At 54.4% G+C, this 20,767-nt stretch carries 20 protein-coding genes; 11 read left to right on the top strand and 9 right to left on the bottom strand.

What is annotated here, in order from left to right:
* The first annotated feature begins 21 nt into the window (after positions 1–21).
* The 7 genes from H6F94_RS14735 to H6F94_RS14705 all read left to right on the top strand — a co-directional run bounded on the left by H6F94_RS14735 (position 22) and on the right by H6F94_RS14705 (position 8,608).
* Positions 22–753: a DUF4079 domain-containing protein gene (locus tag H6F94_RS14735; RefSeq protein ID WP_190803003.1), complete on the top strand. Its 732-nt coding sequence runs from the start codon at positions 22–24 to the stop codon at positions 751–753.
* Positions 754–915: 162 nt separating this feature from the next.
* Positions 916–1,434 carry a DUF4112 domain-containing protein gene (locus H6F94_RS14730; RefSeq protein WP_190803002.1) on the top strand — a complete coding sequence of 173 codons (519 nt, stop codon included), beginning with the start codon at positions 916–918 and terminating at the stop codon, positions 1,432–1,434.
* Positions 1,434–2,642 carry a hypothetical protein gene (locus tag H6F94_RS14725; protein WP_190803001.1) on the top strand — a complete coding sequence of 403 codons (1,209 nt, stop codon included), beginning with the start codon at positions 1,434–1,436 and terminating at the stop codon, positions 2,640–2,642. The genes H6F94_RS14730 and H6F94_RS14725 overlap by 1 nt, the downstream gene beginning before the upstream one ends.
* A gap of 80 nt (positions 2,643–2,722) precedes the next feature.
* Positions 2,723–5,008, top strand: coding sequence for a slr1591 family oxidoreductase (locus H6F94_RS14720; RefSeq protein WP_190803000.1), 2,286 nt, complete (start codon positions 2,723–2,725; stop codon positions 5,006–5,008).
* On the top strand, positions 4,993–6,012 hold the full coding sequence (gene mnmH / locus H6F94_RS14715; RefSeq protein WP_190802999.1) for a tRNA 2-selenouridine(34) synthase MnmH: 1,020 nt from the start codon (positions 4,993–4,995) through the stop codon (positions 6,010–6,012). Before H6F94_RS14720 ends, mnmH begins: the two co-directional genes overlap by 16 nt.
* Before the next feature lie 72 nt (positions 6,013–6,084).
* Positions 6,085–7,365 carry a mannosyltransferase family protein gene (locus H6F94_RS14710; RefSeq protein ID WP_190802998.1) on the top strand — a complete coding sequence of 427 codons (1,281 nt, stop codon included), beginning with the start codon at positions 6,085–6,087 and terminating at the stop codon, positions 7,363–7,365.
* A gap of 601 nt (positions 7,366–7,966) precedes the next feature.
* Positions 7,967–8,608 carry a BON domain-containing protein gene (locus H6F94_RS14705; protein WP_190802997.1) on the top strand — a complete coding sequence of 214 codons (642 nt, stop codon included), beginning with the start codon at positions 7,967–7,969 and terminating at the stop codon, positions 8,606–8,608.
* Positions 8,609–8,664: 56 nt separating this feature from the next.
* Here H6F94_RS14705 and H6F94_RS14700 read toward each other — a convergent pair whose 3' ends face one another.
* A complete protein-coding gene (locus H6F94_RS14700; protein WP_190802996.1) occupies positions 8,665–9,852 on the bottom strand; it encodes a M20 family metallopeptidase in 1,188 nt (395 codons plus the stop codon).
* A 106-nt stretch (positions 9,853–9,958) separates the two neighbouring features.
* Between H6F94_RS14700 and H6F94_RS14695 the strand changes: the two genes are divergently transcribed.
* Positions 9,959–10,615, top strand: coding sequence for a DUF1295 domain-containing protein (locus tag H6F94_RS14695; RefSeq protein ID WP_190802995.1), 657 nt, complete (start codon positions 9,959–9,961; stop codon positions 10,613–10,615).
* 4 nt (positions 10,616–10,619) lie between these two features.
* On the opposite strand, the gene H6F94_RS14690 is transcribed toward H6F94_RS14695, so the two are convergent.
* The 5 genes from H6F94_RS14690 to folD form a co-directional block, all read right to left on the bottom strand.
* Entirely contained in the window at positions 10,620–10,895 is a 276-nt protein-coding gene (locus tag H6F94_RS14690) for a hypothetical protein (RefSeq protein WP_190802994.1), read from the bottom strand.
* A gap of 408 nt (positions 10,896–11,303) precedes the next feature.
* On the bottom strand, positions 11,304–12,242 hold the full coding sequence (locus H6F94_RS14685) for a DMT family transporter (RefSeq protein WP_190802993.1): 939 nt from the start codon (positions 12,240–12,242) through the stop codon (positions 11,304–11,306).
* A gap of 25 nt (positions 12,243–12,267) precedes the next feature.
* Positions 12,268–12,720, bottom strand: coding sequence for a divergent PAP2 family protein (locus H6F94_RS14680; protein WP_190802992.1), 453 nt, complete (start codon positions 12,718–12,720; stop codon positions 12,268–12,270).
* Between the two features lie 24 nt (positions 12,721–12,744).
* Entirely contained in the window at positions 12,745–13,659 is a 915-nt protein-coding gene (gene crtE / locus H6F94_RS14675; RefSeq protein ID WP_190802991.1) for a geranylgeranyl diphosphate synthase CrtE, read from the bottom strand.
* A 53-nt stretch (positions 13,660–13,712) separates the two neighbouring features.
* The gene (gene folD, locus H6F94_RS14670; protein ID WP_396426436.1) at positions 13,713–14,612 is read right to left on the bottom strand and encodes a bifunctional methylenetetrahydrofolate dehydrogenase/methenyltetrahydrofolate cyclohydrolase FolD; all 900 of its coding nucleotides are present in this window, start codon (positions 14,610–14,612) and stop codon (positions 13,713–13,715) included.
* A 210-nt stretch (positions 14,613–14,822) separates the two neighbouring features.
* On the opposite strand from folD, the gene H6F94_RS14665 reads away from it, so the two are divergent.
* Positions 14,823–15,956 (top strand): PP2C family protein-serine/threonine phosphatase, encoded by a 1,134-nt coding sequence (locus H6F94_RS14665; protein ID WP_190802989.1) that lies wholly within the window; start codon positions 14,823–14,825, stop codon positions 15,954–15,956.
* 73 nt (positions 15,957–16,029) lie between these two features.
* On the opposite strand, the gene H6F94_RS14660 is transcribed toward H6F94_RS14665, so the two are convergent.
* Entirely contained in the window at positions 16,030–17,634 is a 1,605-nt protein-coding gene (locus H6F94_RS14660; protein ID WP_313949297.1) for a SagB/ThcOx family dehydrogenase, read from the bottom strand.
* Positions 17,635–17,709: 75 nt separating this feature from the next.
* Between H6F94_RS14660 and H6F94_RS14655 the strand changes: the two genes are divergently transcribed.
* Together H6F94_RS14655 and H6F94_RS14650 are read left to right on the top strand one after the other, a co-directional pair.
* The gene (locus H6F94_RS14655; RefSeq protein WP_190802988.1) at positions 17,710–18,183 is read left to right on the top strand and encodes a YbjN domain-containing protein; all 474 of its coding nucleotides are present in this window, start codon (positions 17,710–17,712) and stop codon (positions 18,181–18,183) included.
* Positions 18,176–18,895 (top strand): lipoate--protein ligase family protein, encoded by a 720-nt coding sequence (locus tag H6F94_RS14650; RefSeq protein ID WP_199320441.1) that lies wholly within the window; start codon positions 18,176–18,178, stop codon positions 18,893–18,895. The genes H6F94_RS14655 and H6F94_RS14650 overlap by 8 nt, the downstream gene beginning before the upstream one ends.
* An 80-nt stretch (positions 18,896–18,975) precedes the next feature.
* On the opposite strand, the gene H6F94_RS14645 is transcribed toward H6F94_RS14650, so the two are convergent.
* The gene (locus tag H6F94_RS14645; protein ID WP_190802987.1) at positions 18,976–19,878 is read right to left on the bottom strand and encodes a cell division protein FtsX; all 903 of its coding nucleotides are present in this window, start codon (positions 19,876–19,878) and stop codon (positions 18,976–18,978) included.
* Positions 19,879–19,898: 20 nt separating this feature from the next.
* On the bottom strand, positions 19,899–20,738 hold the full coding sequence (gene ftsE / locus H6F94_RS14640) for a cell division ATP-binding protein FtsE (protein ID WP_190802986.1): 840 nt from the start codon (positions 20,736–20,738) through the stop codon (positions 19,899–19,901).
* Positions 20,739–20,767: the final 29 nt, after the last annotated feature.

The following is a 20,767-nucleotide window of genomic DNA, read 5'->3' as shown; positions in this document are numbered from 1 at the left end:
ACGTGGTTAGCCCTAAAGCCTATGGTTATTTGGCAATGGCTGGTCGAGAAGGTTTTCAATTTTCAGCTCCTCAACCCTGAGGACGTTTTTGCACTCATCCATCCCCTCTTTGTCATGCTGACGGTCTTGCCAATGTTGGGCTTGGTCGTCAGCATGTCACTTCAGGTTCGCCAGCGCCGTTTGGCAACCCAAGCTAAAGAGAAAACAAAAATTCCACCGATTGTTGGGGCAACTCACGTAGAGAGCGGCAAACTACTAGCGGCCTCTGTGATTGCGGCTTATCTGCTAGCCGTAATTTATAGTCTGGTTGAGGGTAAGACCTTTCAAGAGAACTTGTCCTATCGAGGCATTGTTAGTGCCCTAATCGTAGGCACGATTGCGGTGTTCATCTTGCTCTACCGCGCCCAAACAGCGCTCTGGAGAATTGTCTTTGCTAGCCTCGCCTCAGCAGGCATTGTGGTTTTGGGTCTGCAACCCGACCTATGGGTTGAAGGTCACTTATACGCGGGAATGACCGTTAGCATCTTAATGATTTGCTCGCTGGTCATGGCCCCAGAAGTTTATCGGGACCAGCGGTGGCGCCGAGCGCATTGGATCCTAAACACCATTGCTGTGCTTCTCTTTGCCTTCCAGGTAGTGACAGGAGCCCGCATCCTAGTTGAAAAACCCCTGGCCTGGCAGAGCCCTGCTGTTTACCAGTGCAACTTTGATCCCACTTCGCCCCAGTACAAAACTTGCCCAGTGCCTCAATAGAACTTCCTGTAGTCGCGAAACTCCAAGATTAGGCTCTATAAGCCCAACAGCAGACTGAGACTTCCCAGTTATTTGGCCAAATGTTGGCCAAAGATCGTCCTTGTAGTAGGTTGTTCTGTCAGTCCTGACCCGTACACTGCTGCTAACCCACGCAGCATTGCCATGCGAGATCGCGATCGTTCAGTTGCGCGTTTATCCCAGCGACACCCTAACCTGGGGCGCCACCATCAAAGCCTACGCCGCATCCAGACGCTGACCCATCTCTTAGACAATGCAATTCCACTGCCGGGCGGCTACCGAGTAGGCCTCGACCCACTGCTGGGTCTGGTGCCAGGAGCTGGCGACCTGGTATCTACTGGGCTCTCGGCCTACATTATCTGGGTCGCGGCTCAGACAGGTCTGCCCCGTTCGACTCTGACGCGCATGGTTTCCAACGTGGCTCTGGAGACGGTATTCGGTTCAGTACCCGTGGTGGGTGATCTCTTCGACTTCACCTGGAAGGCCAACCTGCGCAATCTAGATTTGCTCGAAGAGCACTTGGCTCAACCTCGAAGAGCAAAGGCTGCTGATCGCGGTTTTCTAGTCGCGTTGCTGGTTATCCTGGGATTGGTTGCAGTAGTTCTAGTCAGCGGCACGCTGTTCCTACTGAGCCTGTTCTGGCGTTTGATAACGGGTGGCTGATGCTCCCTCTACGCTACACGCAGCCTTCTTGCACCTTAGAGTTGACCCCCTCAACTCAAGCTGGATCTGAAGCTCCCCAGCAAGACCTACAGTTTCAGTTATTTCTGTTGGACTCAGGCTTAACTCTCGTGGGCAACCACGAGGACCTGGACGCTTTGCACTCAGCTGTGGATGAGCGGGTGCGTCAGCAGTTGGCTCAAGATGATGTCCTGCCCCTACGCTCCACAGTTGAACCCGGTGGCAAACTGCCCCCCCTAGAACTCAGCTGCCTGCAACTGGCCGATCTCTCAGCCACCTTAGACCTGTATTACACAGATCGTGCCTTGGCCAAGGCTAAGCCTCGGCGCCCAGGCTTAGCCCACCTCTGGCGGCGCACACCGACTTGGTCGAAAGCGGCTGCTCTGGTGTTGCTCACGGCTGGGCTAACGACTCTGGCGTTGCGCAGCAGTCCCGATTTGATCACAGCCTCTGGGCCTCAGCCGCAGACCGAACCGCTCAGCGGGGGAACTCCCCTTCCTGCCCTGCCGCCGGTCGCCGTTGCTCCTGTTCCCGGTGAGGTTCCCAGCGGTGCTCCCAGTGGTGCTCCTACGGCAGGTTCCACCGCAGCGCCTACACCTGGCCAATCGCAGCCACTCCCCTCGCCGCCAGGACCGCGAACCGCCGCTCGACGGCCCCTTGTCGTTGTGCCTGCCAACCCACCCTTGGGTAACTTGCCACCGCCCCCACCGCCCCCACCCCCCGGTGGTTTTGTGGGTGCGCCGCTACCCAGAATTGCCACGGCGCCTAGAGCGAGACGCGAACGGGTGCCACAAGCTCCTGCTGAAGCGCCAGAACCGGCAGAGACGCAGGCAGCGGCCCGTGCCCTGGAGCGAGATCAACCCTCCCCCGTAGACCCAACGGCAAACAGTCCAGCCCCCAGCGCTCCCCCTGTAGTTGCGCTCAGCGATGCGGGTCGCAGCCGAGAAGTGGCCGCTTATTTTCAGGGCCGTTGGTCACCTCCGGAGTCGCTCAAGCAAAACCTGGAGTACCGTTTGGTTCTGGGGCCGGATGGCTCGCTGCAACGCATCACGCCGTTGAGCCGCACAGCCGGTACCTATCTTGACCGCACTGGCATGCCGTTGATCGGGGAGCAGTTCGTCAGTCCTGGCGCTCAAGGTGCCTTGATTCTGCGTCTGAGGCCCGATGGTGGCGTTCAAGCTGGGTCGTAAACCTAGAGTAGGTCCTAGAAATACACCCTAGGAATGCGCCCTAGAAGTGAACTAGTTCAGTCAGGGCATCGTCTCTCGTCATGCAAGCTGCACAGCCAATTGTCAAAGACTTAGTGCTGGTTGGGGGCGGTCACAGTCACGCGATTGCCCTCAAGCAATTTGGCATGAAGCCCCTGCCCGGCTTACGCATCACCCTGATTAGCGAAACCTCGGACACGCCCTACTCGGGGATGCTACCGGGTCATGTCGCTGGTTTCTACAGCCATGATGAGTGCCACATCGACCTGCGAGCCTTGGCTCAGTTCGCGCAGGCCCAGTTCTACGTTGACCGGGTGATTGGGCTGGATCTAGAGAACCGCCGCCTGATCTGTGCCAACCGGCCCGATGTGCAATTCGATCTGCTCTCGATCAACACGGGCAGCACGCCTAAAGCGCTGGCAGTGCCCGGTGCACTGGACTACAGCCTGCCCATCAAGCCGGTGCCTCGCTTTCTCGCAGCTTGGCAGCAATTGGTGGCAGCAGTGGCTGAGGCACCCGAGATTCCTCGCTCTCTGGCCGTGGTCGGCGGTGGTGCCGGTGGCGTGGAGCTGACCCTGGCGGTTCAGGCTCACTTGCAGCAGCTGTTGCAGGCGGCGGGCCAGCCTTCCACTAACCTCCAAATCCACTTGTTTCAGCGCAGTGCTGACCTATTGCCAACCTACGCGCCCTGGGTCAGCCGTCGCTTCCACCAAATTCTCCAGCAGCGCGGTGTTCAGGTGCATTTGCAAGAAACGGTGTGCGAGGTGCAACCGCAGCAGGTGATCTGCGAGTCGGGCCTGATGGTGAAGTTTGACCATCTGTTCTGGGTGACTCGGGCCAGCGCTCCAGCCTGGTTGCGAGAGTCCGGGCTAGTGACCGATGCTGAGGGGTTTGTTCAGGTCAACTCTTATCTGCAATCGTCCCATCCTCAAGTGTTTGCCGCCGGTGATGTTGCAGCCCTGGTCCAAGCTCGACCCAAGGCCGGCGTGTTTGCCGTGCGTCAGGGGAAGCCACTGTATGAGAACTTGCGCCGCACTCTGCTGGGTCAACCGCTCAAGCCCTACTATCCCCAAGCTCGCTCTCTGGCCCTGATTGGCACTGGGGACCGCTCAGCAGTAGCGCTCCGGGGTGCCTGGGGAGCCGAATCTCGCTTGCTCTGGCGTTGGAAAGACCATATCGATCGCCAGTTTATGCAGCGCTTCAGCAACCTACCGGTGATGACGCAACGGCTAGAGCCCAGCGCAATAGCGGAGGCCTCACAGGCCGAGCCTGCCCAATCTTCAATGCGCTGTGCAGGTTGCGGATCTAAAGTGAGCAGCTCGGTCTTGGCGCGAGTTCTGCGGCGGATTCAGTCACAGCAGTTGGGCTGGAGCGAACGCGATGACATTCTGATTGGTCTAGAGGCTCCGGACGACGCGGCTGTGGTACAGGTGCCTGCGGGTCAGGTCATGCTGCATACGCTCGACCACTTTCGCAGCCTGATTAATGACCCGTTCGTCTTTGGCCAAATCACCGCTAATCACTGCCTGAGTGACCTCTTCGCCATGGGCGCAACGCCTCAGTCAGCGCTAGCGATGGTGACCATTCCCTACGCAGAGGAAGCCAAAGTTGAAGAAACTCTCTACCAGTTATTGTCTGGTGTGTTGAAGGTGCTAGCCCAGGCGCAAACACCTCTAGTCGGTGGACATACCAGCGAAGGGGCTGAACTGTCACTAGGGCTGAGCTGTAATGGCTTGGCCGAGCCTCAACACTTACTGCGCAAGGGTGGCTTGCAACCAGGTCAGGCGTTAATTCTGACCAAGCCTTTGGGTACCGGCACGCTGTTCGCAGCTCAGATGCGCTTGCAGGCCAAAGGTGCCTGGATCGATGCTGCGGTTCAGTCGATGTTGCAATCTAACCAGAGCGCAGTTTCTGCTCTGCGACAGCACCAGGCCACTGCTTGTACGGATGTCACTGGCTTTGGCTTCCTGGGTCATCTGCTGGAAATGGTCCGTGCCTCTGATCAGGTTGCCGTGGACTTGGATCTGGAAGCAATCCCCGCTCTACCTGGAGCTTGCGAGACCCTACGATTGGGCATTGTCAGCTCGCTCCAGCCACAGAATCTGCAAGCCAGTCACCAGATTCAAAATCAGAATGCTGCTGAGTGGCTGCAACATTCCCATTACCCCTTGCTGTTCGACCCTCAAACCTCAGGTGGCCTGCTGGCCGCAGTGCCTGCATCCCAAGCCACTGCCTGTGTCGCTCGCTTGCGAGAATTAGGTTATGCCCACAGCGAAATTATCGGTTGGGTGCAGCCCCAACAGGGGACAAGCCTACCTATTAGTTTGCGATCATGCCACAAACGCTGAGTGCTACTGAATTCCTCAAGGCGCCAGGGGTAATCCTCGACGTGCGCAGTCCGGCTGAGTACGCGCAAGGTCACATCCTGGGAGCCAAGGCCTTTCCGCTGTTTAACAACGAGGAGCGTGCCCAGGTTGGCACCTGCTATAAGCAGCAGGGGCGGGAGCAGGCAGTGGAGTTGGGCTTAGCACTGGTTGGTCCTAAGCTGGCGGATTTTGTCTCTAAGGCCAAGGCACTGGCCCCGGAGCGTCAGGTGCGGCTACATTGCTGGCGGGGCGGTATGCGCAGTGGCAGCATGGCAATCCTGCTGGAAACAGCGGGTCTCAATGTCTCAGTACTCACGGGAGGTTACAAAGCCTTTCGCGGCTGGGTACGGACCTGTTTGCAGGTGCCCAAGCCTCTAGTAGTTCTAGGTGGCATGACCGGCACTGGCAAAACGATGATTCTGACCGCACTAGCGCAGCAGGGTGAGCAAGTGCTGGATCTAGAGCACCTCGCCAACCACCGGGGTAGCAGCTACGGAGCGTTGGGCCTGGGCCCTCAGCCCAGTACCGAGCACTTCGAAAACTGTCTGGCTACGCAGTGGGCAAAGTTCGATCCGCAAAGGCGAGTGTGGATTGAGGCTGAGAGCCGCCGCGTTGGTATCTGTCGCCTGCCCGAAGAACTGTTCGCTCAGATGGAGCAGTCACCCATTCTAGAGGTCAATCGTTCGCGCACAGAACGAGTTGAAATTTTGCTAGCGGAGTATGGAAGTGCCGGGACAGAGGCTCTGATCGCAGCCACGCAGCGAATCAAGAAGCATCTGGGTGGCTTGCGCGCTCAGCAGGCAGTCGAGCTAATCCGACAAGGTAACCCTGATGCCATTCACTTGGTGCTGGATTATTACGACAAGGCCTATCGCTACGATCTACAGCGGCGCTCCGTGCCGATTCAGTCCGTTGATGTTTCTGGTTTGTCTGCCGAGCAGAGCGCTAGCTGCCTGATTGAGCGAGCGAACCAGTGTCAGTTTTAGTAACCAGCTGGAACTGGCAGTAGCTCCTGGTTGCTACTAGTTTGCAGGTATCAGTTTGAGGGCCAGCTCTAAATGCCACTGAGCTATCGTTTCGGCCAGCCTTGGGATAAACAGAATTCTTGGTGGGCTTATCCCTTCTCCTATGTACTTGCACTGTGGCTTGGCAGCAGAGGCATGATTGTTGCTGCCATCGGCATCAATTCACTGCTCAACCCTGATGCGCCCGGCTTGAGCTGGAATACTTTCTCGCATTGGGACAGCGATTGGTATCTGCGCATTGCCAGGTCGGGTTATAGCCATGTCGAAGGCCAGCTCTACAATTCCACCGCCTTCTTTCCATTGTTGCCACTGTTGATCCGGGGCGGTACGAGCTTAGGACTGCCCGGTGAGCTAGCGGGACTGGTGATCAACAACTTGGCGTTTCTAGGCGCATTGCAAGTTCTATATGGCTGGGTCAGGACTTGCCATAGTCCTCAGGTGGCGCGTTGGGCAACGGCAGTTCTGGCCTGGTGCCCTCTATCGCTGTTTGGGACTGTCGTTTATTCGGAAGGCCTGTTTCTGCTATTCACTACAGCCTCACTCCGCGCCTTTGACCAGCACCGCCATGCTTGGGCAGCAATTTGGGGGGCACTGGCGACTGCAACTCGGTTTACTGGCATCACGCTGATTCCCGCTTTTTGGCTGGCAGCGTTACGGGAACGTCGGGGGCTCGGTGCTTATCTTGCAGGGCTGGTTGTTGGCACTGGCTTGTTACTCTACAGCCTTTACTGTGCAATACAATTCGGGGATCCCCTGGCGTTTATCCACGCTCAGCGTGGCTGGCGCGCGGGCTTAGGTTTTGATTGGCAAGGTTGGTTAAGAGTATTGGCAGCGGTGTTAATTGGGCCGGTGGTGCCAGAGAAGGGCTTGGCTCAATATCTGCTTCATCTGCTGTGGGTCGTGCTCCTGCTAATGGGTGTTTATGGACTTTGGTTCTGGCGCCAAAAGTTCAAGCCGTTCTTATTTGTGCTGATTTTTTGTCTTTTAGGATTGGTTCAGCACACTTGGTTGCTGAGTCCCGGTGTTTTCTGGAAGCTAGTTTTAATTTGGGGAGGTGGTTATCTACTTTGGCATCAACAAGCAGCCTTAAGTTCCGTAGCGATGCTGTATGGCTTTTGTTCTTTAGGATTAATCCTTGTTTCTGGCAGCATCGATTCACTGGAACGCTATGCTTATGGCATTGTTTCACTGGCGGTTGCCTTTGGCCTCTGGGGGGTTCGCTATCGGGTTTGGGGCTATGCCCTGCTCAGCTACGCTGCTCTGATCCTGGCTGATTTCGCGGTGCGCTTCGCTGAGGGAGCTTGGGTGAGTTAAGCAAAGAAAATATTCAGTGAAACTGTGTGGAAATAGTCATAAGGTCCGTGTGACTTTTAATTGCTATCTGCAAGCCTCGTGCTCTTTCTGCCAGCTTGGCAGTTCTTTCTGACTAGATAAGGTTACAAAAATATCAGGCGTTATTTTAATGCCGTAAATCTGTATGACCTACTGCCTCTGTGCTGTGCGCAGAGGCTTTCTTTCTAACTACTTCAAATTCCAATCAATTCTGCATGTCCATCCACAACAAGTTCAAATTTTCTCTAAGCGTTTTAGCCTGATTTTAAAGTTGAGATTCTAAACTAATAGTTCTAACCTAGCTTGATTGCATCCTAAAAGTTCGTTCTTGAAACTTGAGTAAAGAGCAGCGTTGCCTTGGGCTTATTGGGTTGGTCGCGTCGAGTTGTAGGCTAGGGAGAGGAGTGGTGCAACCCAAATGGATATCACTTCCTCAGAGTGATTCGCGAAGGGCTGGCCTATGTCAGGCTTAGCCTTAAAAGCTGCTAGCTCCGTGCCTTCAACAGGGTCGGTAAGCTACGTTATCGCTAACGGTTTTGTCGGCTCTCGGCTAATGTCTGGAACCTTATAAGGAACTCAAAAAATGGCAAAGCTAACGCTCGTCCTGCTCGGCGGCTTCTTAGTCTTGGCAACGGCTGCCTGTAATGGTCCTGAATCACGTGCCCAAGCTCCGACCGCTCAATCTCGGGATGTTCCACCTGGTACGGCACAGCCCAACCAGACGAATCCTAACAATCCAACAGCTCAGCCGCCCGGCTCCCTTCCCCGTACTCAGCCCCAAGCTCAGCTTCCTCAAACTCAACCACAAGGGCAAGCTCCGGTTCAACAGCCCCAAACTCAACCGCAAACTCAACCGCAAACCCAGCCGCAAGTACAAACTCCGGTCCAACAACCCCAAACTCAAACACCAGTTCAAGCTCAACCCAATAACACAGCCCAAACCCCGAACCAGCAAGCCCAGGCATCGGACGTTGATATTGCGCGTCAGGTACTAAACACCTTGGAAACGAACATTCCCGACGGCCAGTTCAGAATTCAATCGCTGAATGGTTCCGTCACAGTATCAGGGACGGTAGCGAATCAGACCCAACGCGACAACATTGCTACCCTGACTCAGCAAGTTCAGGGCGTCCAAAATGTAGAGGTTCAGGTCCAGGTTGCCAACTCTGCGCAAACTGCTCCGGCTCAGGCTAGCTCGAACCAAGGCATCCCCGCTGGCTGGTAAATCGGTTCAAGCCTCGGTCTAATCTTTGGCTTAATCTTTTGGTTTAATCTTTTGGTCTAATCTTCGGTCCGCCAGTATTTCCAGGCGCTGTAGGCGAGCGTCTTTACCCCAACCGCAATTGCCGACTCATCGGCATCAAATTGAGGGTGGTGTAGGGGTGGATTTTGCACATCGGGACGGCCTACACCCAAACGAAACATTGCACCGGGAGCATGTTGGAGATACATCGCGAAGTCCTCAGCTCCCAGTGAAGGCTCTGGTAGGACCTGCACTCGGCTAGGGCCTAGGGCTTCTTGCGCCGCAGACTCGATCAGCTGGTTGAGAACTGGAGCATTCAGCACGCCAGGGACGCCGCGTCGATAGTCCACCTGGTAACGAGCACCATAGGGACGACAAACACTTTCGACAATCTGTTCGATCCAAGCGGGCAGCTTGGATCGCGTTTCAGGATGCAACGAACGCACAGTTCCGGTGAGCGTGACTTGGTCGGCAATGACATTGGCCACCCGTCCCCCCTGGATTTTGCCAAAACTGAGCACAACAGGTCGCAGGGGGTTCTGTGTCCGACTGATCGCCTGTTGCAGCGTCGTCACGACCTGAGCTGCAATCCAGATGGCATCGATGGCTTCATGCGGACGGGCGCCATGCCCCGACTCGCCCAGGATCGTGATCTCTAAATCATCGGCAGCTGAAGTTAACGCCCCGTAGCGTATGCCTACCACTCCAGCTGGGATCGAGGGAAAGACATGAACTCCCAGAATGGCGCTTACTCCCTGCATAGCCCCATCCGCGATCATCCAAGCTGCGCCCTGAGCAATCTCCTCAGCCGGCTGAAACAGAAAGCGTACTTGCCCAGGGAATTCCTCTCGCAGTTGAGCCAGAACCATCGCTACGCCCAAGCCCACAGTCGTGTGGATATCGTGGCCGCAAGCATGCATGACTCCTGCTGTGCGCGAACTAAACTCTAGGCCGGTACGCTCCTGAATGGGTAAAGCATCCATGTCAGTACGAATGGCCAGTAGGCGCTGATCCCCGTTCAGTTCGCCGCCTTCTAAATGCGCTAAAACACCAGTACGGCCTATCCCTTCACTTAGCCGTAGTCCGGCTGAGGATAAGACTCCTGCTACATAGGCTGCTGTCTGGTATTCTTGGCCACTCAGTTCAGGATGACTATGTAAGTGACGTCGGATCTCGATCAACCGAGGGATCAGACGGTCGGTCAGGTCCTGGATGCGAGAGAGCATGGGCAATTGCTTTACCGAAGTTTACAATTAGGTCAAATCGTTACCCCATGATAGTGGGCCGCCTTAACCTATCGTTCGGTAAGGCTGTGCTCTTTTTAACGGAGATATGCAAAACCTGACTCGCTTTCAAGCCTGGGGTGTCACTCAACTCACGGCAATCAACTTGGCAAAAGTGCTGACCATTGTCTGTTTGATAGCCTGTGCCTTAGTCTTTGGCTTGCCCGATCTACGTCAGCTGTTGTACATGTGTTTGCACTTGAGCTATTGCTGCTGGTGGCTATTCGAGCAGTGGCTTTATCCGCAAAGACGGCAATTATTCAGTGATCCCGTTGGTCCTCTCGGGCTGATTTCTGCCTTGCTAATTGTTGGTATTTTCTATGCTTTGCCTGGTTATCTAGCATTTACCAATCCAGAACCACTCTCCTTTTTGACAGCAGCGATTGCCTTAGTCCTGTACATTTTTGGCAGTTTGATCAATACCAGTGCCGACGTACAAAAAATGACCGCCAAGCAGTTCAGTTTAGGGCTGGTGCGCGATGGAATCTGGCGCTTTTGCCGCAACGTGAACTACTTTGGCGATCTGCTTCGCTATTTCAGTTTTGCGGTCCTGGCAGGATCCATCTGGGCTTATTTGGTGCCGGGCTCAATTGCGCTGCTCTATCTAAAACGAATCGCTGAGAAGGAGCAAGCAATGAGCGAGAAGTATGCTGACTACAGCGATTACCAAAAAGCTAGCACCCGGCTGATCCCATTCCTGTGGTGAAGTCTTAGGCCGAGCGTGTCGACACGACTTTGAACCCCCCTGCGGAGAGCCCACGAATGCAAGTTCTCACAACCTGACAGTCGCTGCCCAACCGAATTGTGACTTTGCCCGTGCGGTTGATCTGATCAATGACCTCGTTGATCTCAGCCGTGCTCATATTGGGAACGTTCTGACTCAGACACGACACAATGTGGCTGGGTGTATGACGATGCCCTTTGAAGACTGTGACTTCAAAGGATGGGTTGTCACTGTTGTGCGTTTCTAGAGTTTGGGACTGCATAAATCTCCATTAGCTAACTGCAACTCGCTCAGTGACCGCATAGAACCAAGCCTGTCCGGATGGGTTGATTTGCATCCGATAAATGGCTTGGGCTCCTAGGATTGAGTCCTAGATTCCAACCGAGGGGATCTGCGAGATGTAGGAATACTCTACATTCGCTAGAATAGCTGACTTTGCAAGCAGCTGAGCCACTAATCGGCCGAAAGACTCAAGAGATTTTCAGTAATCTCAGCCAAAAGCATTGATTTGGAACTACGCACCGAAAATTAGTCGTCGTGGACACTGAATGGTGCTTTTCTTATTTATTCTAAATTAGACAAAAAATTCAAGTAAGTTTGTCATAGTTGAGTGCCGAGCAACTCAAAGTAATGCAAGGCAATCCAAATCAACGCAACTTAACCCGTCAGCTCAACCTTTCACTGCTTTGCTGCTTCGACCTAAAGCGATCCCCAGCGACCCTACCACTACCAGAACTGCGCCAGTTAAGCCAAGCACTGTAAGCGGCTCGGGCGGCATCAAGGTTGGCCAAATCAGATCGACGGTGAACACGGCTCCCAGCGTGACCAAGGGCGTGAGAGATAACACAGCGCTAACCCGAGAAGCTTCCCAATGTTCCAGGGCTTCAGCAAAGGCCCCGTAAGCCATCAAGGTATTTAGGGCACATAACAGCAGCATGCTCAGATGTAGAGGGCTCAGACTGCCGATTTGCAGGGGGGAGGCCACGGGACTGAACAGCAAGGCTGATCCCCCATAGATAGCTAACATAATCACTGCTGAGGGCAGCTTTTGCAGCAGTTGCTTCTGGGCCAGGGCATAGACCGTCCAAATTGCCGCCGCTAAGAGAATCAGACCACTGCCCCACAAGTATTGTTGCGGCGCAGTCACCAGGGTGCGTAGCTGCTCATCAAAAAAAAGCACCAAACCGGCAGCGAGTGTTCCCAAACCCAGCCATTGCCACTGGGTGTAGCGCTCTTTGAAAATAGTTAAAGCGCCCAAGCCCAGCAGTACTGGGGCTAGTTGAATCAACACCTGAGCGTTGGCAGCTGTGGTCTGGTTCAGCCCTTCTAGATACAGCAGGTAGTTCAGAGCCAGACTGACCGTGGCGATAACCAACAGGTTCAAGGGTGTAGCTCGCAGCGTCGCTAACTTAGGCAATTGCTGTCGCAGCCCTAGATAGAGCGCTAGCAAGGCGAAGGAAACTAGAAACCGAAACCAGGTGACGGTGTAGACGTCCAGTGCTTGCAGCGTCACCTTCAGCGTGATGGGCAGAATTCCCCACAAAACCACCGTCAATAGGGACAGCGCTAGCCCAAGACGCCAGCGACCTGAACTATGGTGTAGTGTCATCAATTCTCCGCGTCGATGCCTAGCCTTAGGCGGGTCCCGCTAGCCAGGCTACAGCCACACCCAAGGCAGACCCAGCAAAGACCTGAATAGGGGTGTGTCCCAGAAGTTCCTTGAGGCGATCCTCATTGAAGTGGTGATCTTCTTGGAAAAACTCGTCAATAATCTGGTTCAGAATCCGAGCCTGTTTGCCTGCAGCCTGTCGCACGCCCGCCGCGTCGTACATCACAATAAAGGCGAACACGGAGGACATAGCAAAGTCAATACTCTCCCAACCCTCGGTCAAACCAACCCCAGCTGCTAACGCTGTGACTAGGGCCGAGTGAGAACTGGGCATCCCCCCCGTCTCAGTTAGGACCCGCAGGTTGAGTTTGCCACTTGAAATGTAGCCAATGATCAGTTTCAGCACCTGCGCGATCAAGCAGGCTACAAGCGCAGCCAGAAGCACCCGATTATTGATGACGTTGCCAATGTCCTGCATGGAGCGTATGAGTGCGTTCAGGAATTAGTGGGTGCGACTGACGATGTAATCGGCTAGAGCCAGTAAAGGCGTTGCGCCGGGACCGAGCGGCTCCAGTTCTGCTTTGGCCGATTGAATCAAACGTTTGGCCTGACTGCGAGATTCCTCTAGTCCCCACAGGCTAGGGTAAGTTGCCTTATGAGCTGTGAGGTCTTTGCCCGCAGTTTTCCCCAATTCTTCAGCGGTTGCCGTAACGTCCAAAATATCGTCCACGATTTGGAAAGCGAGGCCGATGTTTTGAGCATAGCGAGTCAGGTGCTCAACTTCGGCAGGTCCGGCCCCGGCCAGGATACCTCCTGAAACCACAGCAATCTCTAAGAGGGCTCCCGTCTTGTGCGTGTGAATAAAGTTTAGAGTTTCCAGGGTGACGTCTGTGCGGCCTTCGCAGTCAAGGTCCACCACCTGACCCCCCACTAAGCCCTCTGCTGCAACGGCTTTGCCGAGCCGAGCCACCACCTGCAACAACCGCTCAGCTGCTACGCCGCGCGTGTGTTCCGCAACATACTCAAAGGCGTAGGCCAGCAGTGCGTCTCCCGCTAAAATCGCCACAGCCTCGCCGTAGACCTTATGGTTGGTGGGCTTGCCGCGTCGATAGTCGTCGTTATCCATCGCCGGCAGATCGTCGTGGATTAGCGACATCGTGTGGATCATCTCTAGGGCGCAGGCCGTGGGCATAGCCATGTCAACTGTGCCACCCAGCAACTCGCAGGTTGCCAGACAGAGAATTGGCCGCAGTCGCTTGCCCCCCGCCAGCAAAGAGTAGCGCATGGCCTCGTAGAGCTTCTCGGGATACGCAGTCGAGATCGATTCCTCTAGGGCTTGCTCGACCAGGAGTTGCCGCCGAGATAGATACTCGGTCAGGTCGAAGGGATGTTTAAGCTGGATGCTCGCCTTGGTCATTACTTTCGTTGTGGGGCGACAGACTCAGAGGACGTACTACCTAAGGAGACGTACTAGAAACAGGGAGACTTACTCAAGGGCCAGGGTTGGTGATTACGCTGGCAATAGCTCCAGACTGTATTGTGCATCAGCATCGTCACCGTCATGGGACCAACCCCGCCAGGTACAGGGGTAATCACGCTGGCAACCTCTCGGACTGGCTCGTAGGCAACATCCCCGACTAGTCGTGAATTGCCCTCGTAGTCGATCACGCGATTAATTCCAACATCAATCACAATAGCGCCCGGACGGACCATCTCTTCAGAAATCGCCTCCGGACGCCCCATTGCCACCACCAACACCTCAGCCATACGGGTCATTTCGCCTAGATGGGGCGTGCGCGAGTGAGCAATGCTGACGGTGGCATCCGCTTCCAGCAGCATTAGGGCAATAGGCTTGCCGACCAGAATGCTGCGGCCAACCACAACTGCTTGCTTCCCTTTAAGAGAAGTGCCAGTTTCGCTAAGCAGACGCATCACTCCAGCCGGGGTGCAACTGCGCAGTCCTGGCTCACCTCGGACTAAGCGTCCTAAGTTAAGCGGATGCAACCCGTCGGCATCTTTATCTGGGTCGAGCTGATTGAGCAGAGCCACAGCATCGAGGTGCTCCGGTAATGGCAGCTGAATCAAAATGCCATCCACACGCTCGTCAGTATTGAGATCTTGGATTACCTGGCTGAGCTCAGCCTGACTAATATCAGTTGCAAAATGTTTGCCAAACGAGGCGATACCCAGACGAGTACAGGCCCGTTCTTTGTTGCGAACATAGGCAGCGCTCGCTGGATTGTCCCCCACCATCAAAACAGCAAGACCTGGCGGACGCCCCACCCGCTCGCTCAAGTTAGCAACAGCTTGGGCTAGCTCTGCTTGGATCGTTCCCGCTAACGCTTTGCCGTCGAGTACTCTCGCAGTCACAATCGATCGACTCCTTTGCGCCCTATCTGGACTAGCCGCGAGATGGTCCATCCAAGAGTGTAGTACCCCCTGGATACCCCCAGGAGTCCACGCAAGGCTGATAGAACCAGCTCTTACCCATTGGAATTGATGACCGCACCTAGGTTTAGGGCACTTTGAGTAAAGCTCTATCCGCTCCGACTCCCCTCTGAGAATCTCCCTCCGCTGACGATGTCAAAAATTTTAGTAGTCGATGATCAACCCACAAACTGGCTGATTGTGCGGCGGTTACTTCAGGATGAAGGGCATCAAGTGACAGTTGCCAAGGATGGGGCAGAGGGCTTATTGCAAGCCAAGCAGACCCAGCCTGACCTGATCGTTTGTGATTGGATGATGCCAGTGATGGATGGCCTGGAGATGTGCCGTCAACTGAAGGCTGATCCAGACCTAGCCACTACCTTTTTTATTTTGCTGACGGCCCGCGATGCGATCACGGATCGGATTCGTGGTCTAGATGCTGGGGCTGATGAGTTTCTCTCCAAACCGATCGAGCCAAACGAACTGAAGGCGCGGGTGCGGGCAGGATTGCGCTTGCGCCAGCTAACCCAAGATTTACAAGCTCAAAAGCAAGCACTGGAATTGGAGTTAGCGGAAGCTGCCGAGTATGTTAGCTCTCTGTTACCGCCGCAACTCACGGGTACAGTCACTACCGCTGCTCGCTTTATTCCCTCAAGACAATTGGGAGGAGATTGTTTTGATTACTATTGGCTGGATTCAGAACATCTGCTCATTTATTTACTGGATGTCTCTGGCCACGGCTTGAGGGCAGCGTTACCCTCTATTTCAATTCTCAACTTGCTGCGCTCCCAATCTTTACCCGGTGTTGATTTTCGCCAGCCCCATGAAGTGTTGAAGGCCTTAAACGAAACTGTTCAAATTAGTCATCAGGACGATACTTACTTCACGATTTGGTACGGGGTTTATCACCAGTCCGAGCGCCGTTTAACCTACGCCAGTGCCGGTCATCCGCCCGCAATTCTGCTCTCAGGATCAGGCGCTAAGCTGAAAACGGAGCGTTTGAGAACCCCTGCCGTTCCAATTGGCATGTTTACAGACCTGCAATATGCGAGTGCTTCCTGCGAGATTGAACCCGCTAGCACGCTGTATGTTTTCAGTGATGGTGTTTATGAGATTGAACCTGATCAAGAGCAAGCTTGGGGTTTGGATGCGTTTGTAGACTTACTGATGACTCACGCACCCGCTAGCCCATTCAGTTGGGATCAGTTGCTACAAGCTATCCAAACTGTCAATGGCAAAAACACTTTTGACGACGATTTTTCCCTCCTAAAAATTCACTTCAGCTGAAGTGTTTGTAGCGAGACTGCTGGGATCGCAACCGAACCTCCAAAAACAATTGACTGAAGCTCTGTGATTGGAGCTAGCTCTGTTGCGCAAGACGGCCCAAGGTTGTGATGTAGAGGACTGCTTCGTCTTCTGGAATGCCCAACACTGCATTGACCTGATCGTCAAAGAAGCCGCCCACGCCACAGGCTCCCAAGCTCAGCCGCACTGCTGCTAGATTCAAGCGCTGGCCGAGGTGGCCTGCATCCATGTGTAAGTAGCGGTAGGCGCGCTCCCCGTAGCGGCTAACCGCTTGACGGAGATCAGCGGTTTGAAAAATTACAGCCCCTGCTTCACGGCCCAACTCCTGTTGCAGGCAAAGGTAGTGGATTTCTGAGCGGAAATTCTTGAAGCGAATTTGCCTCAGTTCTTGTGCTTGGGGTGCGTAGTAATAACAGCCTTCCTCCAAACCCTCAACGTTGTTTACTGCTACAAATGTCTCGATCAAACTCAATTCGAAATAGTCTGGTGCCGGGTCGAGTCCCTGGGGCTGATAATTCTGAGGTTGATAGGCAAAATCTAGAATTGCCCGCAGCTCTTCTAGCGTCAGGGGTTGGCCTGTATAGCCTGCGCCGCGCACTGAGCGGCGGTTAGCAACGGTTGTTGCCAAAGCCCCAAGCCCACTGCCCCAATCAATCGCGGCAGATTGAGTTGGCACCTTAAGACAAAAGGGGAAGTTGTACTTATCAGGTTGCTCTAATTCTGCCGACGCTACTGCTGTCGCCGCAGGGATAGGACAGGCTCGAATCTCAGTTTGACGATGAAGATAACTCAGCAGTTGTCCGTCGGGGATCACGGGATAATCCACCTGTACTTCGGATGCCAGTGCTGTTGGACCAGAGCTGAGATACTGCTGAGAATCGCTGAGGTCAGCGAGTGGAATAACCGTAATTGTGCTCTCCTGATCAGCATCCAAATAGAGCAATTGGTTCAGGGCGGCATCGATAAAGCCACCCAATAAATGCGGACGAAAACCATTGATCGCACAGGCTAGTTCGATGCTGCCTAGCAAGTGACCTGTATCTAAAAAGACCCGACGATAGGCACGGTCTTCATAGCGCCAAGCAGAACGGTGGAACACTGCTGTAGTCGCCAGGGCAAGCTGGGTCGTTTCGAGCGCAGGATGAAAGCAGCATCCCGCTTGAAGCTGCGGCCAAATCGAGTCTTCCCAGAAGTGAACTAAGGAGTGAGTGGGCACTTGGTAGTTGTAAAGCCCTGGGCCAAGAACCTCCTGTCCGTCCAGCCATAGGCCCCGCGAGAGCAGGTAAACCTCTGCTGGGTACAGGCCACCGGCTGAAGGGGAAGCGCGCAAATACATTACGCCGCCGCCTGCGTAGCGCAAGACTGCTGTAGCGCCGTAGCTTAGATAGAGCAATTGCGATAAGCGTTGCCACCATTGGAAGTGGGAGGTTGGCCGATTGGCTGAGGCAACTTCTGCTCGAAGATACGGTTTCAGATCCAGGATTTTACCTATTGGGTAATCCTTGAAGGGGGCGGGCTGGGTGTTCCAATCCAAGCTGCGGGCATTGGCCGCAATGCTCTCGGGTGAATACTTGGTGCGTTCGTGATAGTGAAGACTAATGGAAGCGGGCTCAGTCATACCAGAGACGCCAGGCGATGCGGACTGGTCCGATTGTGGCACTGGAGTGCATCCCCTCAGCACATTTCAGTACAGTTGGAGAGGCTGCCCCACGCCTGTACATTCTGGAGGTTAACGATGGACCAAAACACAAGCCTGGTCGAGCAGACCACGATCAGCGCTGATCTTGACGATGAAACAAGCGTTGCCAGCCACCGCGAAGTCATCCAAACGGTGATTGGCAGCATGGACCAGGACCAGACCGCCTTGGTCAATCACAGTGACGCAGGTGATATTTGGAAGTTTAAATATGGCAGCGTTGAAGTATTCGTTCAGCTCACTGGTGAAACTGACGACGACACGCTAACAGTCTGGTCTTCGATTTTGAAATTACCCGCCAAGGATGAGTCCCGTCTGACTCGCAAGCTGCTGGAGATGAACTGGGTGGACACCTACGAAGCGCGCTTTGGCATCTTTAATGATGAGGTTGTCGTCCTGGCGACTCGCACTGTGGCTGATCTATCCCCTGGCGAAATTTCGCGAGCGATCACTGTAGTAGCAACGATCGCGGACGATCATGATGAGGTATTACAGGCGGAGTTTAGTGCCTAGCTCGGCGCGTCTACTGCCTTTTCTGAGCGCTCCTGGTGCAGCGCAGATGGCCCTGGATGAGTCCATGCTGACTCAGGCACCAGCTCTGCGCTTCTATACTTGGAATCCTCCTGCTTTATCCTTAGGCCGCAACCAGCGGGTGCTGCCACACTGGTCGAGCCTAAGTTCATTGGGGCTTGATGTAGTACGTCGTCCGACCGGTGGACGAGCGGTACTGCATCAAGCAGATCTAACCTATGCCCTGGTGCTGCCTGCTGCCTGGCTGTCAGGACGCCGTTGCCAAATCTACCGCCAACTCTGCACCTTCTTGATCGAGGGGTTGCGAGAGTTTGGCGTTGAATTGTCTTTTGGCTGTACTGGCCGTGGTTATATCCACAACCCCAGTTGCTTTGGCACTGCCACAGACGCTGACCTGGTTCTTAACGATGGCCGCAAACTGATCGGCAGCGCCCAAGTTTGGCGTCATGGTGCTGTTCTACAGCATGGCTCGATTCAGTTAGCGCCTGATGCAAATCTGTGGCGTTATGTGTTTGGGCCAGAAACTCCTGAACCTCTAGGTTTGGTTGACTTGCTAGGCTACAGCCGGGAGCAATTACCAGATTTAATTCAGCAACTGACAGAGAGCCTGACAGGGAAAGCAGAGCGTTGGTTGGGTGACATGCCCTCAAGGGCTTCAGTTCCTTCAATTGCTGCGAGCGATCACGGTAATTAGCGAGAGACTCGGATTTAGATTCGAGTCTCTAAATTATCTGGCCCTTAGTATCTGACCATTAGTTCTGGGGCAAGGCAAATCTAGCGCAGGGCAAAGCGCCGCACTGCGAACAAACTGCCAACGATTCCCACGGTTGTGCCAAAACCAATCAAAATCAATGGTAGCAACAACACTTGCAACGGTTTGAGGGCTAGGCTCTCGGCAAAAAATTGCACCAGATCTGGCTGCTGTTGCAGAATATCGACCAGAAATTGCTGCACACCAACAATCAAACCCCAGGCGACAGCAGACCCCGTTAGACCAAAGGTAATTCCCTGCAAAATAAACGGGAAATAAATCCAAACTACCGTTGCACCAACCAGCTGCATCACCTCGATTTCACGGCGACGAGCCATGACGATTAGGCGAATTGTCGTAGTGATCACAGCGATCGCTGTCAGGGTCAGAACGGTGATGACGCCTAGACTAAGCCAACCCAACCCTTGATTGAGGTGTGCCAGACTTTGGACAGCCTCATTGGCATATTGCACCTCATCAATTCCCTGGATTTGTTCGATTTGAGAGGCGAGCGCTGAGACTTGCTCCGGGTTTCGGGCTTTGACCTTTAAAGAATCAACTAGGGGGTTGCCCTCTAGCTGGGCTGTTGCACCCTGAATATCGGTGTTGCCCAACTCCTTGAGCAAACCCTGCCAAGCTGCTTCTTTGGTGACTGTCTGAACATCCGCAACGCCATCCAAACCAGAAATCTGGACTTGAATGGTTTGAGCCCGCACTTCCGGTTGCAAGTAGACCGAAACTTCTAACTGATTGCCCAATTGCTCTAGTAGGCCATTGAGCTGCCAGGAGGTCTGCAAGCTGATGCCAAACAGAAACAACAACACAGTCACTGTGCTGATCGCAGCCCAGTTCATCCAACCGCCCCGCCGCAGCCCCAAGAGGGTTTCCCGCAACAGATAATCCAGCTTGGTGAGGAAACGGCGCATGGTAGAGCTTAATAAATCGCTTATAAATCGCGGACAGGGTGCAACTGACCAGCACGCAACTGCACGACCGGATGGTTGGAGATGCGCACTAAATTCTCATCGTGGGTGGTGACAATAACCGTTACCCCAAACGAGTTAAGCTTTTTGAGAATCTTGATCACCTGCCAAGCATTGGCGGCGTCCAAATTACCAGTGGGTTCATCTGCCAATAGCAATGGTGGCGTGCCTACAATTGCTCGCGCAATACTGACCCGCTGCTGCTCTCCGCCAGAGAGTTCTTCAGGGAAACGATCTGCTTTGTCGCATAGACCCACCATCCGCAGGGCCGGTGCTAAACGCCGACGAATTTCTTTGCGGTCGAAGCCCTGAGCGCGCAGGACAAAGGCTACATTCTCCGAAACTGTACGGCGGGGAATGAGCTTGTAATCCTGAAACACGATGCCGATGCGACGGCGCAACATTGCAAGCTGACGACCACGAACCCGGCTGAGGTCAAAGCCATCCACAGTAATTTCACCCTGACAGACCCGTTCTTCGCCGTAGAGCAACTTCAGAAGGGTTGACTTACCAGAACCGGAGGGACCCGTCACAAATAGAAAATCGCCCTGCCGAACCTCTAGGTCCACCCCTTTCAGGCTAGGGCTGCCATTTTGGTAGGTCTTGACAACGGAAGCTAACCGGATCAAGGTTGGGCGGAGCGGGCCGAGGGGTGCCGGGGTGGGGTTGACCTGAATTACAGGTGCCGTTGGGATCTCAATGCCTGTTGTGCGCAGGCCCGGTCGCACAGGGAGCGGAGGCGGAATAGGAACCCGACGGGGTGAGTCTAGATGCAAAGGAGGACGGGACGGGGCCTGAGTCATGAAAGCCTCACTACCTAAATACCAAACTT

Source organism: Leptolyngbya sp. FACHB-261, assembly GCF_014696065.1.
GTDB lineage: Bacteria > Cyanobacteriota > Cyanobacteriia > FACHB-261 > FACHB-261 > FACHB-261.
This window is presented reverse-complemented; position numbering and strand designations above follow the sequence as displayed.

Coding starts and splice junctions, on each gene's coding strand:
- H6F94_RS14655 (WP_190802988.1), top strand. CDS start 17,710: ATGGACCAAAACACAAGCCTGGTCGAGCAGACCACGATCAGCGCTGAT.
- crtE (WP_190802991.1), bottom strand. CDS start 13,659: ATGACCAAGGCGAGCATCCAGCTTAAACATCCCTTCGACCTGACCGAG.
- H6F94_RS14705 (WP_190802997.1), top strand. CDS start 7,967: ATGGCAAAGCTAACGCTCGTCCTGCTCGGCGGCTTCTTAGTCTTGGCA.
- H6F94_RS14730 (WP_190803002.1), top strand. CDS start 916: ATGCGAGATCGCGATCGTTCAGTTGCGCGTTTATCCCAGCGACACCCT.
- H6F94_RS14725 (WP_190803001.1), top strand. CDS start 1,434: ATGCTCCCTCTACGCTACACGCAGCCTTCTTGCACCTTAGAGTTGACC.
- H6F94_RS14665 (WP_190802989.1), top strand. CDS start 14,823: ATGTCAAAAATTTTAGTAGTCGATGATCAACCCACAAACTGGCTGATT.
- H6F94_RS14680 (WP_190802992.1), bottom strand. CDS start 12,720: ATGCAGGACATTGGCAACGTCATCAATAATCGGGTGCTTCTGGCTGCG.
- H6F94_RS14645 (WP_190802987.1), bottom strand. CDS start 19,878: ATGCGCCGTTTCCTCACCAAGCTGGATTATCTGTTGCGGGAAACCCTC.
- ftsE (WP_190802986.1), bottom strand. CDS start 20,738: ATGACTCAGGCCCCGTCCCGTCCTCCTTTGCATCTAGACTCACCCCGT.
- H6F94_RS14695 (WP_190802995.1), top strand. CDS start 9,959: ATGCAAAACCTGACTCGCTTTCAAGCCTGGGGTGTCACTCAACTCACG.
- H6F94_RS14700 (WP_190802996.1), bottom strand. CDS start 9,852: ATGCTCTCTCGCATCCAGGACCTGACCGACCGTCTGATCCCTCGGTTG.
- mnmH (WP_190802999.1), top strand. CDS start 4,993: ATGCCACAAACGCTGAGTGCTACTGAATTCCTCAAGGCGCCAGGGGTA.
- H6F94_RS14690 (WP_190802994.1), bottom strand. CDS start 10,895: ATGCAGTCCCAAACTCTAGAAACGCACAACAGTGACAACCCATCCTTT.
- H6F94_RS14720 (WP_190803000.1), top strand. CDS start 2,723: ATGCAAGCTGCACAGCCAATTGTCAAAGACTTAGTGCTGGTTGGGGGC.
- H6F94_RS14710 (WP_190802998.1), top strand. CDS start 6,085: ATGCCACTGAGCTATCGTTTCGGCCAGCCTTGGGATAAACAGAATTCT.
- H6F94_RS14735 (WP_190803003.1), top strand. CDS start 22: ATGGTTATTTGGCAATGGCTGGTCGAGAAGGTTTTCAATTTTCAGCTC.
- H6F94_RS14685 (WP_190802993.1), bottom strand. CDS start 12,242: ATGACACTACACCATAGTTCAGGTCGCTGGCGTCTTGGGCTAGCGCTG.